Below are 14944 nucleotides of genomic sequence, written 5' to 3'. Positions count from 1 at the left end.
GCGGCCCGGCTCAGGTGAATCATGCAGACCCGCCGGTTCATCCCAAATTGTTACCTCACCTTGCCATGTCGACTGAGGTGACGCCATTTGAGTTGTTGCAGGCACGTCTATTGCTGGAGCCGGAAATTGCAGCGTTGGCAGCCGGGCGACGCAGCGACGAACAAATGCAGGCCATTAAAGATGCGTATCTGATGAACGTTCAGGACAATCTCAATCGCTCGCAGGATCATATCGGTGACCGGCTGTTCCACATCCGTATTGCCGAAGCGGCCGAAAATGGTGCCTACGCTTTTTTTGTGCGCTATCTTCTGGGTAAACAGTATACCGAGCTGTTCGGCAGATTACAGCAGCTGTATACACCGGACGATATGCCCTTGCGATCTCAATTGGAGCATCATCATATATTGCTTGCGCTGGAAAAGCAGGATGCAGACGGTGCCAGGCAGGCTATGCATGCCCACCTGACAAATGTGATCCGGATTTTTATGCGCAGTGTCGAAAGCGGCTCATGATAATGCCTTGGTTGCCGGCCGCAATGGCATAGTGACTGCAGTCAGCGTCATGCAACGGGTTCGTTAAAAAAGGGCGAAAAAAAACGAACCCACAGGATTCGTTTTTTAACCGGCAATGCACAGCTGATTATTTCAGATGTGTGCTGACCAGTTTTGTCATTTCGAACATGCTGACCTGATCTTTACCGAAAATGGGCCGCAGTTTGGCGTCGGCATTAATGTTGCGACGGTTTTTAGGATCCTGCAGATCGTGTTTTTTGATGTATTCCCAGATTTTCTTGGTCACTTCTGTACGAGGTAACGGATCACTGCCGATTACTTGAGCCAGCTCAGCGCTGGGAGTCAGCGGTTTCATGAAAGCTGCGTTTGGCTTACGGGCTGGTTTTTCTGAAGTTGTTGCCATATTTGTAAATCTCCATAAAGGCGTGTGTATATTCGTACATGGGAGAGAATAACGTGTAATTTGCCTCTTGCATAGTTTTTTTTTATGCGAAATTGGCGGAAATTACAGATATTGTTTTTTAAAAGCAAAATAAAAGAAATTAGACGAAATAGGGTGCGTTTTATGTGATTTTTGTGTTTTTTTATAAAATAGTCGATTTGTTAAGAATTATTAGCATTGTCGTGCACAAGCCGCTTTGGGCGGGCCCCATGGCGTTTTGTTCAGCTGTCGGTCAGTGTAAAGCGTCGCTGCCTGTGTCGGTCGGTTAAATCTGCGGTGTTCGTATCAGGCGGTAGAATCGCCGCAGTTGCTCAAAACTTACTCAAAATGCAGCCGGCCCGATCAGGCCACTGTCTTTGCTTCTATATGCGGCCGATACGCCAGCACGAAATTTCCCCTCGGTTTTCTGTATAGTATTGGTCATCAAAAGGACATCCACCATTATGCTGATTACAGATACTGCCATCACCCTTATTCAGCCAGACGACTGGCATTTGCATCTGCGGGACCAGGAGGCGCTGCGAGCCGTGGTCGCACATTCTGCGCGCCAGTTCCGGCGCGCCATCATCATGCCTAATTTGCGACCGCCGGTAACGACAGTGGAACAGGCCGGGGCCTATCGCGACCGTATTGTCTCTGCGCTGCACGAGGCAGGGCGTGATTCCGCCACCTTTACCCCCCTGATGACGTTGTATCTGACCGAAGGCACGACGGCGCAGGACATTGCGCAGGTCGCAGCCTCTGATTTCGTGCACGCGGTCAAGCTGTATCCGGCCGGCGCCACCACAAATTCAGATGCTGGCGTGACCAATTTGCTGGATCAGTGCGACAAGGCGCTGGCAGCCATGGAAAAACATGGCGTGCCCTTGCTGGTGCATGGAGAGGTCACCGATCAGACGGTCGATCTGTTCGATCGCGAGGCGGTATTTATCGATCAGGTAATGATCCCGCTGCGCCAGCGCTATCCATCGCTCAAAGTGGTGTTCGAGCACATTACGACCAAAGAAGGCGTCGATTATGTGACGCAGGCGCAAGGGCCGGTCGCGGCCACGATTACGGCTCATCATTTGCTGTATAACCGCAATGCCATTTTCACCGGTGGGATCCGGCCACACTATTACTGTTTGCCGGTATTGAAGCGTGAAACGCATCGCCTGGCTCTGGTGGCTGCAGCCACTGGCGACAGCGATCGTTTTTTCCTGGGAACCGATAGCGCACCGCACGCTCGGGGGCTTAAGGAGCATGCCTGTGGCTGCGCCGGCTGTTATACGGCATTGCATGCGCTGGAGTTGTATGCCACGGCATTTGAGCAGGCGGGGCGTCTGGACCGGCTGGAGGCCTTTGCCAGCCTGAACGGGCCAGCCTTTTACGGGTTGCCCGCCAATACGGGCACGGTAACGTTGGAGCGCAAGGCGTTTGAGATTCCGTTGACGCTTGCCTATGGCGCCACCGAATTGGTGCCGCTGGCAGCTGGTGAAACGTTGAACTGGTCGTTTTCCGATTGATCAGATAGGCTGATGGCCTGGGTCATCAGCACCAATGCGAGCGGCGTTCGCAAGAATGGCGCCGGTCTTGGGCATGCGCCTGCCTGTCCGGCACCGCTGTCGGCTACTTTTGTTATTCGAGTCTTAATGCTATGAAAATTCAGATTACCCCCGAGCGTTACGTTGCGGTCGATGATTATTTCAACAGTCTGCTTCTGGCGGACGATACCATTCCTGCCAAGGTGCTCGCGCATTGCGAGGCGCACGCCATGCCGGCGATTCAGGTGGCGCCCAATCAGGGCAAGCTGCTAAACTTGCTGGTGCGTATCAAGGGAGCAAAGCGTATTCTGGAACTGGGCACGCTGGGCGCCTACAGCACCGTCTGGATGGCGCTGGGCATGGGGCCTGACGGTCGACTGCTGACGCTGGATTTTGACGAAAACTATGTGAGAGTGGCGCGGGAAAGCCTGCGTATTGCCGCAGTGGATGACCGGGTCGAGATCCGCCTGGGGCGCGCGGCCGATCTGATGCAGGCGCTCATTGACGAAGGCGCTGCGCCGTTCGATTTCATCTTTATGGATGCCGACAAGGAAAACAATCCTCGCTATCTGGAATTGGCGGTAAAGCTGTCGGCGCCGGGCACGGTTATCGTGGCCGATAATGTGGTGCGCCAGGGGCAGATCGTGGACGCCCATTCGGAGGGCAGCAATATCAAGGGTTTGCGTCGTTTCTTTGATGACATGGCCGGCAATGAACGGCTGTCGGCCACGGCCTTTCAGACCGTGGGCAGCAAAGGCTGGGATGGCCTGTCGATTGCCATCGTCAACGGCTGATCAGCCGCCTTTCTTGCTATCGAGCAATTCCCAGCGTTCCAGCTTTGCCAACAGGGCTTCTTCAATTTCCAGCAAGCGCTCGTGAATGCCGGCGGCTTTTTCCGGGCCATCGGCATACAGATCAGGCTCCGACAGATGTTGGGTCAGCTCGCTCTGTTCCGTTTCCAATGCAACAATTTCCTTGGGGATGCGGTCCAGTTCCTGTTGTTCCCAGTTGCTCAGGCGGCCCGATTTGCTATCCTTGCGTGCGCTCGCCTGCGTCTGGCCCGAGGCGTTCTTTGCCGATGTTGACGCGTTCGCGTTATCCTGCTGCTCCTGTATGGATGCCGGCCGCTGGGCCAGCCAGTCGTCGTAGCCACCCACGTAATCGCGCCATTGGCCGTTGCCTTCGCAGGCAATGGTTTGGGTGATCACATTGTTCAGGAATGTGCGATCATGGCTGACCAGCAATACGGTGCCGGAAAACTCCTGCAGCAGTTCTTCCAGCAATTCCAGTGTTTCAATGTCCAGGTCGTTGGTGGGTTCGTCCATGACCAGCACGTTGGCCGGCCGAGCAAATAAGCGCGCCAGCAGCAGGCGGGCGCGTTCACCGCCCGACAGGCTGGAGACTGGAGACTGGGCCCGGGCTGGCGAGAACAGGAAGTCGCCCAGATAACTCATGACGTGCTTGCGCTGATTGCCGATTTCCACCCATTCGCTGCCCGGATTGATCACTTCGGTCAGCACGGCATTGTCGTCCAGTTGCTCGCGCATCTGGTCGAAATAGGCCACCGACAGGTTGGTGCCCAGTCTGACATTGCCGCTGTCCGGCGCAAGTTTGCCCAGAATGATTTTAAGAAGCGTGGTTTTGCCGGCGCCATTGGGGCCGATAATGCCGATCCGGTCGCCGCGCATGATCGTGGTGGAGTAGTCGCGGATCACGGTTTTGTCGCCGAACGTCTTGCCCACGTTTTCCAGTTCAGCGACCAGTTTGCCCGAGCGCTCGCCGGTGGTCACCGCAAAGTTCACGTTGCCGACACGCTCGCGTCTTTCACTGCGATCGCGTCTTAATTGCTCCAGTCGTTTGACCCTGCCTTCGTTGCGGGTGCGGCGGGCTTCGACGCCCTTGCGTATCCACACTTCTTCCTGCGCCAATACCTTGTCAAAACGCTCGTTCTGCAATCTTTCGGCAGCCAGCCACTCTGCCTTGTGCACCTGCCACTGGCTGAATGAGCCGGGATAGCTGTGCAGTTTGCCTCGGTCAAGCTCTACGATCCGGGTGGTGACCGCATCCAGAAAGCGTCGATCGTGGGTAATGACAACGCAGGCGCCACGGTTTTGCAGAATGCGTTTTTCAAGCCAGGCGATACCCTGGAAATCCAGATGGTTCGTGGGCTCGTCCAGCAGCAGCAGATCGGGCTGTTCCACAAAGGCGCGTGCCAGCGCAATCCGCTTGCGGGTGCCGCCAGACAGGCCTGCGATCTGGCTGTCCGGCGACAGGCCCAGTTCTTCAATGATCATGTTTGCACGCGTCGGGCGTTGCCAATCTTCCGTGCTTAGAAAATCTCCGACAATAGTGTCGTATACCGTACTGTCCTCAGGCAGCTCGGGTTCCTGCTCGACAGTCATCGAGCGCAGTGAACTCAGGCGCGAGACCTCCCCGTCGTCCGGGTCGGCGCGGCCATCCAGGATGCGCAGTAACGACGACTTGCCGGCGCCGTTGCGGCCGATCAGGCCGATGCGGTCGCCTTCGTTGATGGTAAGCGAGGCGTGATCGAGCAGGGCATGGTGGCCGAAGGCCAATTGTGCGTTCAGAAGGGTGATGAGCGTATTTGCTGCCATAGGGAAACTGCGAACCTGAAAGAGAAAGCTTGAGAGAGCCGAAAATTGAACAATACCAACATTGTCGCATTATTCGTGGACCCACTTGTGGATATCGCTGGCTAGCAAGGCATTATCACGGTTACAATAGTGGCCGCAGGAAAGGTTGGGCAATCGCGGTACATCAGTATCGAGGAATGTCCGGACTCCGAAGGGCAGGATAGCGGCTAACAGCCGTCCGGTGGTTTGCGCCACCGAGGAACAGGGCCACAGAGACGAGACTGGCGCGCGGGCTTAACCGCACTGATACGGCGACTTCCGTACGACGTCATCCGAGAAGGGTGACAGCGCGTCAGGGTGAAACGCGGTAACCTCTATCCGGAGCAACATCAAATAGGCATGCGTGTGATTCGTCACGAAGGGCGGCTCGTCCAAGCATGCGGGTAGATGGCTTGAGTGCCTTAGTAATAAGGTTGCCAGAGGAATGATTGCCAACCGGGAAACCGGTTTACAGAATCCGGCTTACAGACCTTTCCTGTCTTCTTTTTCTCACATGTCGCTAATGTTAATAAATGCTAATAATTATTCCGAAATTAGCGACTGTTTCTGACATTTTCCTGTAATTAATTTTAACCCCCTGATTTTTATAAACAAAAATTTCGCGTTTTCGGCGAAGTTGGCTAAGTCTTTGTTGTGATTGGAAAAAGTCACTAAATAGAACTTGACCATTTGCGCGCATTCACTTAAAGTGGGAAAAAGTAGGATTTTGTGCAAAATTGTGGGATAAAAGTGATATTTCAGGGAAACAGTGCGCTCACGCTGGATGCCAAGGGGAGGATGACCATTCCAACCCGGTATCGTGACGCCCTGACCGAGGCCGCAGACGGCGCCCTGACTGTCACCCGCAACTTTGACGGCGGTTTGCTTATATACCCGCGGCCGGTATGGGAAGAGAAACGCGAGGCCATCATGGCGTTTCCCATGTCGGCCCGTCACGTGCAACGCATGTTGCTGGGTAATGCCCAGGACGTCGAAATTGACGGTTCGGGCCGCATTTTGATTGCGCCGGAATTGCGCATGGCAACCAGCATTGTGAAAGATGTAGTGCTGGTGGGCATGGGCAAGCACTTTGATTTATGGGATGCCACGATCTTTGCGCAGCAACAGGCACAGGATCTGGCCAAGGGTCTGCCTGACAGTCTTGAGCATTTTTCACTGTGATGGCAGAAGCAGGGTACGAACACAAGCCGGTTTTGTATGAAGAAACCGTCAACGCGCTGGTACTTGCCGATTTTTACGCCAAATCTGCCGCAGTCAGGCAGTGGGCGCCACCGGCAAAGCGCGATGGTGTGTTCGTAGATGGAACTTTTGGTCGGGGTGGGCACAGTCGCCTGCTGTTGTCCGCCCTGAGCAAAAGTGCCCGTTTGTTTGTGTTTGACAAGGACCCTCGCGCGATAGAAGCAGCAATGCAGTTAAGTCGCGAGGATGCCCGGGTCACGGTGATTCATGATGGTTTTGCCACCATGGTGCCGGCACTGGCCGAGCAGGGTGTGACGCAGATCGATGGCGTCATGATGGATTTAGGCGTTTCATCGCCACAGATTGATGATGCTGCCAGGGGTTTCTCGTTCATGCGGGACGGCCCACTGGATATGCGGATGGATACAAGTCGCGGTCAGACGGCCGCACAGTGGCTGGCCCAGGCCAGTGTGGACAACATGAAGGAGGTCATTAAATATTATGGCGAAGAACGGTTTGCTTTCCAGATTGCAAAGGCGATTGATGCTCGCCGCCAATCCAGCCCTTTGTGCACAACGCTCGAACTTGCCGAGCTCGTCGCAAACGTCGTCCGTACGCGGGAAAAAGGTCAACATCCGGCCACACGCACCTTTCAGGCTATACGGATTCACATCAATGAAGAACTCAAGGAACTGGCGGACACCCTCGCGTCAATTCTGAAGGTACTTGCTCCACAAGGAAGAATGGCGGTGATCAGTTTTCATTCTCTTGAAGACCGCATGGTCAAGCAGTGTTTTGCCGCAGCCTCGTCGCTGCCGCCCGAGCTTGCCCGTATGCCTTTGCGTGAGAGTGAAATGCCCGAGCCGGTTCTGAAGAATCTGGGCAGGGTATTGGCCGAGGAGAGTGAGGTTCGCGGTAATCCGCGCTCGCGCTCTGCTGTGCTGCGTGTTGCCGAACGCACCGATGCGGCCTGGAACCAGGCGCATGAAAATGCGGTCCGCGCGACGCTGCCTGGCATGGATACACAGAAAAGGAGAGGATCGTGGCCCGCCTCGCACTGATATTTCTGATCGGTTTTTTCATGTACAGTGCCATTTCCCTGGTGTCCAGCCGCTATCAGCAACGTTTACTTTATATCGATATTGGTCGAGCCCAGGCCGCCGAGCGTGAACTGGAAGTGGACTGGCGTCACCTGCTGCTTGAGCGTGCGCAGCTGACCACCAGCGCCAATATAGACCGGGTGATGTCCGATAAACTCAGTATGCAGACCCCGCAGATTAATCAGACCGTTTTCATCAAAGAATCAGAAATGAATGCAGGCACTGCCCGAGCGGCAACAGCCACGGAAAAATCTGCTGCCACATCGGCGCCAAGGGGAGCGCAATGAAGCTGAATCTGGATTTGCTCAAATCAAAAAAAACATCACGCGGCGGTTACCAGCCTGGTAAGCGCCCGTCCCAGCATCACTACTACAGCAGCAGCCCGGTGCTGCACGTGCAGATACCCAAGTGGCGTGCGCGTTTGCTGTTTGTCGTGATCAGCCTGGGGTTCACCACCGTCATTGCCAAATCGCTTTACCTACAGACGATGAACAATGATTTTCTGCAGGCCGAGGGCGGCAAGCGTTATGAACGCACGCTGGTGCTGCCGGCCAATCGCGGGCGTGTGCTGGATCGCAATGGCGAGTTTCTTGCGACCAGTATTCCTGCAAAAGCGGTCTGGGCTTCGCCTGAAGAGACCCGCAGCGCCACGCCTGAACAGCTGGCGCGGCTGGCGCGGCTGCTGGATATGTCGCTCAAAGATTTGACGACACGCCTGAGCAGTTCGGATAAAACCTTTGTTTACCTGCGCCGTCAGGTCGCCATGGAGCCAGCTACCGAAATTCAGAAAATGAAAATCCCGGGAATCGGACTGCTGTCTGAAACCCGTCGCTCCTACCCGCAAGGTTCACTGATGGCGCACATCGTGGGCTTTACCAATATCGAAGATCGCGGTATTGAGGGTGTCGAGTTGGAATTCAACAAGCAGTTGTCGGGCCAGCCCGGATTGCGCAAAGTGCTGCGTGATCGCCTGGGTCGAATCATTGGCGACATGCAGGAAGTAGAGCCTGCGCGCGATGGGCAGAATCTGGAGTTAACCGTTGATAGTCGCGTGCAGTTTCTGGTTTCCAAGGCTCTGCAAAAGGCCATCGCCGATCATCAAGCATCTTCAGGTGCGGCAGTGGTCGTGGACGCGCAGAACGGTGAAATCCTTTCAATGGTCAGCCTGCCCACATACAATCCCAACAATCAGCAGGAGCGGCGGGGCGCCGCCTTGCGCAACCGGGCTATTACCGATACGTTCGAGCCCGGCTCTATCGTGAAGCCGCTGGTGGCCGCGCTGGCGCTTGATGCCGGCGCGGTGACCACGAAAACCAAATTCAATACCGGACACGGCACCTATCGTTATCACGGTGCAACCATTACAGACGTAAGCACGCGCAATGGCGTGCTGGACGTGGCCGGCATCATCCGTCGTTCTAGCAATATCGGCATGACCATGATCTCCGAGCGTTTGCGCTCAGAGCAAATGTGGACAGTCTTCAATGCGCTGGGCTTCGGACAGGCGCCCAATATGGGCTTTCCTGGCGCCGCTTCCGGACGCGTGCGTCCCTGGGAGCGCTGGCGTCCTATTGAGCGGGCGACCATGGCATATGGCTACGGCCTGTCGGTCTCGTTGCTGCAAATGGCGCATGCGTACACAGCGCTGGCCCGCAACGGCGATATGATTTCGCTGTCCCTGGTGAAAAACCGGGCTAACCCGACCAGTATCCAGATTTATAAACCGGAAACCGCCCGCGCTGTTCGTCAGATGCTGGAGGATGCGGCCGGCTCGGAAGGTACCAAGATTCAGGGCAAGGTCATGGGATACCGGATCGGTGGCAAGAGCGGCACCGCCCGTAAAATTGTCGATGGTCGCTATAGCCGCAAAGACTATCGAGGCTCGTTCGTGGCCATGGCGCCCATTTCCAAGCCACGGATTATCGTGGCCGTCACGCTTGATCAACCGCGCAAGGGCGGTTACTACGGCAGCGTGATTGCCGGGCCGGTGGCGGCTTCCATCATTGAAGATACGCTGAAGTATCTGGCCGTCCCACCCGATGCGCCGATCGAGCCAGCTCCTCTTGAGGCGCGAAATACCGTACCCAAGAGGAGTCAGGGATGAACGGCCGACAGATAGCGCAATGGCTTGCCGGCCATGTCACGGATAAAGCGGATTTACGGCTAGACTCCAGAGACATCCAGAAAGGGGATGTCTTTGTTGCTTGTGCAGGTAGCGTAGTCAACGGCCTTGCGTATATTCCCGATGCCATAAAAAAAGGCGCCGTGGCAGTGATTGCCGATGTCGCCAGCACGAACCAGGGCCAGGCACTGCTGGATGCCGGGCATGCCGTTCCGGTATTGCCGGTAGTCGGCTTGCGAACCCATTTGGGCGAGATTGCCGATAGCTGGTATGACCATCCTTCGGCAGCGGTCTCGGTCATTGCGGTCACAGGCACCAATGGCAAAACCTCTTGCGTTACCTGGATTGCCGAAGCGCTGAATGCTATCGGCAAATCCTGCGCCACCATCGGCACACTGGGAACGGTGATGCCTGACGGAACCAATCTGGGCGGCTATCTGACAACGCCCGACGTGCTCACGCTACACCGGCAAATTGCCCAAATGCGCGCTGCCGGCGTTGAGTATGTGGCGATGGAAGCGTCTTCCATCGGTATCGAGCAGGGTCGCATGGACGGACTGCAGGTCAAGGTGGCGGCATTTACCAATCTAACGCTGGATCATCTGGACTATCATCAGAGCATGGCGCGCTATGAAGCGGCCAAGAGGGCGTTGTTTGTCTGGCCGGGGCTCAGTCATGCCATTGTGAATATGGATGATGAGGCCGGCGAACGCATATTTGCGAAAACCACGGCGCATGCCAGGGCGGGCTATTCACTGAAGGCCGCGCCGCAGGCGACATTCACGGCAGTCGAACATGAGTTTCGCGATTATGGCCTGGTGTTTACGTTGCGCACGCCCGGTGGCGATGCGCAGTTGACCACGCGCCTGCTGGGTGAGCATTCCATTGCCAATATTCTGCTTGTCGTTGCCGTGCTGGATGCCCTGGGCATTCATTTGCGCCAAAGCGCCGGGCTGGTATCGTTGCTTACTCCGGTGCCCGGACGGTTGCAGACCGTTACGCCGGCAGGTGCCGACGCGGGCCACAAACGCCCGTTGGTTGTGGTCGATTACTCGCATACTCCTGATTCGCTGGAACGCGCATTACAGGCCTTGCAGCCGGTCGCCACGGCCCGTGGTGGGCAGCTTTTATGCATTTTCGGTTGCGGGGGCGATCGGGATAAGTCCAAGCGCCCGATCATGGGGCAGATCGCCGCGCGTCTGGCTGATCAGGTACTGGTGACCAGTGATAATCCGCGCACCGAAGCGCCCGGCGATATTCTGAACGATATTCTCAAGGGTATGCCGCAAGGCGCACGCGCCGAGCCCGATCGCGGCTGCGCGATTATCGAAATGATCCTGAAGGCATCCGCTGCCGACGTGGTGCTGGTTGCCGGAAAGGGGCACGAAACCTATCAGGAAATCAACCACGAACGCCAGCCTTTTGACGATCTGGAGTGGTCGCGACTGGGGTTGCTGTTGCGCGATCGACCCGAGATTTCTACTGACTCCCGGCATGTTCCGGAGAACGGGTTGTTTGTTGCCATTCGCGGCGAGCAGCATGATGGCCATGAATTTATTGGCGCTGCCGGGCAGGCTGGCGCTGCCGCTGCACTGGTCAGCCGCCGCGATCCGGCGGTGGATCTGCCGCAAATTCTGGTTGCCGATACCACGATTGCCTTGATGAGTATGGGGCATGCCTGGCGTCGCCAGTATTGCCTGCCGTTGATTGCCGTGGCCGGCAGCAATGGTAAAACCACGACCAAAGAGATGATCTCTTGCGTGCTGGCCGCTGGCGTCGGCATTGAGCGTCGCTTTGCGACTGAAGGCAATTTGAATAACCAATGGGGCGTGCCGCGCAGCCTGCTTAAATTGACATCGGAACATCAGATGGCGGTGCTGGAACTGGGGATGAACCATCCGGGTGAAATCGAGCAACTGGCCGCGCTATGTGAACCCAGTATCGCAGTCGTGACCAATGCGCAGCGCGAGCACCAGGAATTCATGCACACGGTCCAGGCCGTGGCCATTGAAAACGGACAGGTGTTTTTGTCCCTGCCGGCCGATGGTACCGCAATCTTTCCAGCCGATGAGCCTTACGCCGATTTGTGGCAGGAGTTGGCCGGCGAGCGTCGCGTGCTGACCTTTGGGCAGACGGCCGATGCCGATTTTTACGCCGAGTCGGTGGTTTCCGATGCACTTGGCATTTCGTTTGTCATGAAAACCCCGGTCGGGCAGATTGATGTGCGCCTGGCCATCGCCGGCGCCCATAATGTCCGCAATAGTCTGGCGGCAGCGGCCTGCGCCCATGCAGCAGGCATTAGTCTGGCGGATATCCGTGACGGCCTGCAGACATTTGCCCCGGTCAAGGGACGAATGCGCAGTCATACGCTGTCCGGCGGCCTGACGCTGGTCGATGACTCGTATAATGCGAATCCGGACTCTGTAATTGCAGCGATCGATGTTCTGGCCGCGCTGCCTGCGCCAACCGTGCTGGTTCTGGGCGATATGGCCGAAGTAGGCGAGAACGGGCCGCAAATGCATGAGGAAATGGGGCAATACGCCCGTAATAAAGGCATTTCATATGTGTTTACATATGGGAATGCCAGTGCGCTGGCGGCGCAGGCGTGTGGCCAGGCGGCAGAACATATGACAGATATACATAAAATCGCAGAAAGGGTCGTTGCGAGACAGCCCGCAAGCATACTGGTAAAGGGCTCTAGATCGATGCGGATGGAACGGGTAGTGCAGGACTTGCTGTCCTGGTCAGAAAAGAACGAGGCCGGTCATGCTCTATGAACTGACCCGGTGGCTCTCGCCCACATTTTCCGTCCTGAGCGTTTTTGAATACATTACGTTGCGGGCCATGTTTGCCTGCGCAACGGCGCTGTTTATCGGGCTGATGGCCGGGCCGCACGTGATTCGCAAGCTAACCGAACTCAAAATCGGCCAGGCCGTGCGCAGCTACGGTCCTGAGACCCATCTGGTCAAAAACGGCACACCGACCATGGGTGGCGCGCTGATTCTGATTGCTATCGGTGTTGCGACACTGCTATGGGCAGACCTGAGCAACCGTTTCGTCTGGGTTGTGCTGCTGGTCACCTTCGGCTTTGGCGCCATCGGCTGGGTCGATGACTACCGCAAGGTGGTTCATCGTAATCCGGAAGGCATGTCCTCGCGCGAAAAATTCGCGTGGCAGGCTATTATTGGCCTGATTGCCTCTGTGTACCTGACGTTTGCCGTCTCGGCGCCCGCCAATGCCGACATTTTCCGCCTCATGTGGGCCTGGGTGAGCAGCGGCTTCACCATGCCGCTGCCTTCCCGTGCTGACCTGATCGTGCCGTTTTTCAAAAGCGTGAGCTATCCGCTGGGTGTTTTCGGCTTTGTGATTCTGACCTGGATGGTGATTGTCGGGGCCAGCAACGCCGTGAACCTGACCGACGGGCTCGATGGCCTGGCGATTATGCCAACCGTCATGGTCGGCAGCGCGCTGGGCATTTTTGCCTACGTGGTCGGCCGTGTGGACTATTCCAAATACCTGCTCTTTCCATATATTCCGGGCGCGTCCGAAGTGCTGGTGCTATGCGCCGCACTGGGCGGCGCCGGTCTGGCCTTTTTATGGTTCAACGCCTATCCGGCCCAGGTATTCATGGGCGATGTGGGCGCGCTGGCACTGGGCGGCATGCTGGGTACGATCGCCGTGATCGTGCGCCAGGAAATCGTGCTTTTCATCATGGGCGGCGTATTTGTGGCCGAAACGCTGTCGGTCATGATCCAGGTGTTCTGGTTCAAATATACAAAGAAAAAAACCGGTACTGGCAGGCGAATATTGCGCATGGCGCCGCTGCATCATCATTTTGAAGTGGGTGGCTGGAAAGAAACCCAGGTTGTGGTGCGTTTCTGGATTATTACGATGATGCTGGTTCTGCTGGGACTGGCAACACTTAAACTGCGATGAATACCGATACAGGCGGCGTGGCCGTTTTCCCATCTCGTGTCTTGATTCTTGGCCTGGGTGAAACCGGGCTGGCTTCGGCATTATGGTGTCTGCGCCAGAATGCGGCACTGCATATTGTCGATACGCGGGACTGCCCGCCAGGTCTTGCCACGCTTGCCGAGCAGGGCCAGGGCGATATCACGCGTTTTCTGGGTGCTCAGGCGTTCACCGATGCCGCGCTCGAAGGCGTAGAGCAGATCATCCTGAGTCCCGGCCTTGCACCGTCGGAGCCGGCGCTGGCAGCTTTTCTGGTAAAGGCGCAGCAACGGCAGATCCCGGTCATCGGCGAAATCGAACTGTTTGCGCTGGCCCTGGCCGATCTTGCAACTGCGCAAGACTATAAGCCGCAAGTGCTGGCTATTACCGGAACCAACGGCAAAACCACCGTTACCTCGCTGACGCAAGCCATGCTGGAAACGGCGGGCAAAACGGCCATCGCCGCGGGCAATATCAGCCCGTCGGCGTTGACCGCGCTCATGCAGGCGCTGGACGCGCAGTCGCTGCCGCAGGTTTGGGTGCTGGAACTGTCCAGTTTCCAGATGCAGACGACGCAGTCACTGGCGCCGGATGCCGCCACCGTACTGAATTTGACGCAGGACCACCTTGACTGGCACCGCGATATGCAGGAATATGCCGCTGCCAAGGCGCGCCTGCTGGCTGCCAGCCGGGTTGCGATTATCAATCGCAACGATGCAGCCGTCGTGGCCATGATCGCCGATATCGATGATGTCCAGATGCGCAGCTTTGGTGCAGATGCCCCCGTACTGGTGGGCGATACCGGCATGGAAGGCGCGCACGGCGTGACCTGGATTACCGCCAGCGAGAAGGATGACTTCGAATTGCCGGAAACGCCCGGCGCCAGGCGCAAGAAAAATGTCGAAAAACCCAGGCGCAAACCGGGCCTGATCAAGCGCCTGATGCCAGCCGACGCCATGCAGATTCGCGGGCAGCACAATATGCTCAATGCCCAGGCCGCGATGCTTCTGTGCCGCGAGCTGGGGGTAGGCTGGGGGCCCATGCTCAATACGCTGCGGGAATTTGCCGCCGGTCTGTACCGGACGCAATTTGAACGCAGTATCCGTGGCGTTGATTTTTTCAACGACAGCAAGGGCACCAATGTGGGTGCAACCGTGGCTGCGCTCGAGGGCATGGGACGCGATATCGTGCTTATTGCCGGCGGTGTGGGCAAAGGCCAGGATTTTTCTCCGCTGGCTGCGTCCGTGCGACGGTGCGCCCGTGCGGTCATTCTGATTGGTGAAGCGACGGCAGTCATTGAACAGGCGCTGGCGCAGACCGGCGTAGCCTGCCATCGCGCCGAATCCATGGAAGCGGCGGTCAGGCAGGCCCTAGAGCTGGCGCAACAGGGCGACGCGGTATTGATGTCTCCTGCATGTTCCAGCTTCGACATGTTTAAAAGCTATGCGCATCGCGGTCAGG

12 protein-coding genes and 1 other RNA gene are annotated in these 14944 nt (G+C 56.8%); 11 read left to right on the top strand and 2 right to left on the bottom strand.

Features of this window, described 5'->3' with window-relative positions:
• A partial coding sequence (locus tag ACTIKR_RS17330; RefSeq protein ID WP_442328511.1) for a FadR/GntR family transcriptional regulator occupies positions 1-512 on the top strand: 512 nt, incomplete at its 5' end.
• A gap of 127 nt (positions 513-639) precedes the next feature.
• Here the strand turns inward: ACTIKR_RS17330 and ACTIKR_RS17325 are convergent.
• On the bottom strand, positions 640-915 hold the full coding sequence (locus ACTIKR_RS17325; protein ID WP_014751679.1) for an SWIB/MDM2 domain-containing protein: 276 nt from the start codon (positions 913-915) through the stop codon (positions 640-642).
• A gap of 482 nt (positions 916-1397) precedes the next feature.
• Here ACTIKR_RS17325 and pyrC point away from each other — a divergent pair, with 482 nt between their 5' ends.
• Together pyrC and ACTIKR_RS17315 are read left to right on the top strand one after the other, a co-directional pair.
• Positions 1398-2459 carry a dihydroorotase gene (gene pyrC, locus ACTIKR_RS17320; protein ID WP_193087271.1) on the top strand — a complete coding sequence of 354 codons (1062 nt, stop codon included), beginning with the start codon at positions 1398-1400 and terminating at the stop codon, positions 2457-2459.
• Positions 2460-2590: 131 nt separating this feature from the next.
• Positions 2591-3271 (top strand): O-methyltransferase, encoded by a 681-nt coding sequence (locus ACTIKR_RS17315; RefSeq protein WP_193087272.1) that lies wholly within the window; start codon positions 2591-2593, stop codon positions 3269-3271.
• Here the strand turns inward: ACTIKR_RS17315 and ACTIKR_RS17310 are convergent, their stop codons facing one another.
• Positions 3272-5092, bottom strand: coding sequence for an ATP-binding cassette domain-containing protein (locus ACTIKR_RS17310; RefSeq protein WP_442328510.1), 1821 nt, complete (start codon positions 5090-5092; stop codon positions 3272-3274).
• A 137-nt stretch (positions 5093-5229) separates the two neighbouring features.
• Here ACTIKR_RS17310 and rnpB point away from each other — a divergent pair.
• From rnpB to murD, 8 genes are all read left to right on the top strand, one after another.
• Positions 5230-5612: RNase P RNA component class A (rnpB, locus tag ACTIKR_RS17305), an RNA gene on the top strand.
• A 251-nt stretch (positions 5613-5863) separates the two neighbouring features.
• Positions 5864-6292 (top strand): division/cell wall cluster transcriptional repressor MraZ, encoded by a 429-nt coding sequence (gene mraZ, locus ACTIKR_RS17300; RefSeq protein ID WP_041710370.1) that lies wholly within the window; start codon positions 5864-5866, stop codon positions 6290-6292.
• Complete coding sequence (rsmH, locus tag ACTIKR_RS17295; protein WP_193087274.1) at positions 6292-7371, top strand: 16S rRNA (cytosine(1402)-N(4))-methyltransferase RsmH; 1080 nt, start codon at positions 6292-6294, stop codon at positions 7369-7371. The genes mraZ and rsmH overlap by 1 nt, the downstream gene beginning before the upstream one ends.
• Positions 7353-7697, top strand: a complete 345-nt coding sequence (gene ftsL / locus ACTIKR_RS17290) for a cell division protein FtsL (RefSeq protein ID WP_370540164.1) — start codon at positions 7353-7355, stop codon at positions 7695-7697. Before rsmH ends, ftsL begins: the two co-directional genes overlap by 19 nt.
• Complete coding sequence (locus ACTIKR_RS17285) at positions 7694-9514, top strand: peptidoglycan D,D-transpeptidase FtsI family protein (protein WP_193087275.1); 1821 nt, start codon at positions 7694-7696, stop codon at positions 9512-9514. Before ftsL ends, ACTIKR_RS17285 begins: the two co-directional genes overlap by 4 nt.
• Entirely contained in the window at positions 9511-12309 is a 2799-nt protein-coding gene (gene murF / locus ACTIKR_RS17280; RefSeq protein WP_442328509.1) for a bifunctional UDP-N-acetylmuramoyl-L-alanyl-D-glutamate--2,6-diaminopimelate ligase MurE/UDP-N-acetylmuramoyl-tripeptide--D-alanyl-D-alanine ligase MurF, read from the top strand. Before ACTIKR_RS17285 ends, murF begins: the two co-directional genes overlap by 4 nt.
• A complete protein-coding gene (mraY, locus tag ACTIKR_RS17275; protein WP_193087277.1) occupies positions 12299-13468 on the top strand; it encodes a phospho-N-acetylmuramoyl-pentapeptide-transferase in 1170 nt (389 codons plus the stop codon). The genes murF and mraY overlap by 11 nt, the downstream gene beginning before the upstream one ends.
• On the top strand, positions 13465-14944 hold a 1480-nt coding region (gene murD / locus ACTIKR_RS17270), incomplete at its 3' end, for a UDP-N-acetylmuramoyl-L-alanine--D-glutamate ligase (protein WP_442328508.1). The genes mraY and murD, both read left to right, overlap by 4 nt.

This window comes from Advenella sp., from assembly GCF_052108595.1.
Lineage (GTDB): Bacteria > Pseudomonadota > Gammaproteobacteria > Burkholderiales > Burkholderiaceae_B > Advenella.
The sequence above is the reverse complement of the archived record's forward strand: the minus strand, read 5'-3'. Positions and strand labels throughout refer to the sequence as shown.

Excerpts from the sequence above, each read along its gene's own strand:
- ACTIKR_RS17325 (WP_014751679.1), bottom strand. The coding sequence starts at position 915 with ATGGCAACAACTTCAGAAAAACCAGCCCGTAAGCCAAACGCAGCTTTC.
- pyrC (WP_193087271.1), top strand. The coding sequence starts at position 1,398 with ATGCTGATTACAGATACTGCCATCACCCTTATTCAGCCAGACGACTGG.
- ACTIKR_RS17315 (WP_193087272.1), top strand. The coding sequence starts at position 2,591 with ATGAAAATTCAGATTACCCCCGAGCGTTACGTTGCGGTCGATGATTAT.
- ACTIKR_RS17310 (WP_442328510.1), bottom strand. The coding sequence starts at position 5,092 with ATGGCAGCAAATACGCTCATCACCCTTCTGAACGCACAATTGGCCTTC.
- rsmH (WP_193087274.1), top strand. The coding sequence starts at position 6,292 with ATGGCAGAAGCAGGGTACGAACACAAGCCGGTTTTGTATGAAGAAACC.
- ACTIKR_RS17285 (WP_193087275.1), top strand. The coding sequence starts at position 7,694 with ATGAAGCTGAATCTGGATTTGCTCAAATCAAAAAAAACATCACGCGGC.
- murF (WP_442328509.1), top strand. The coding sequence starts at position 9,511 with ATGAACGGCCGACAGATAGCGCAATGGCTTGCCGGCCATGTCACGGAT.
- mraY (WP_193087277.1), top strand. The coding sequence starts at position 12,299 with ATGCTCTATGAACTGACCCGGTGGCTCTCGCCCACATTTTCCGTCCTG.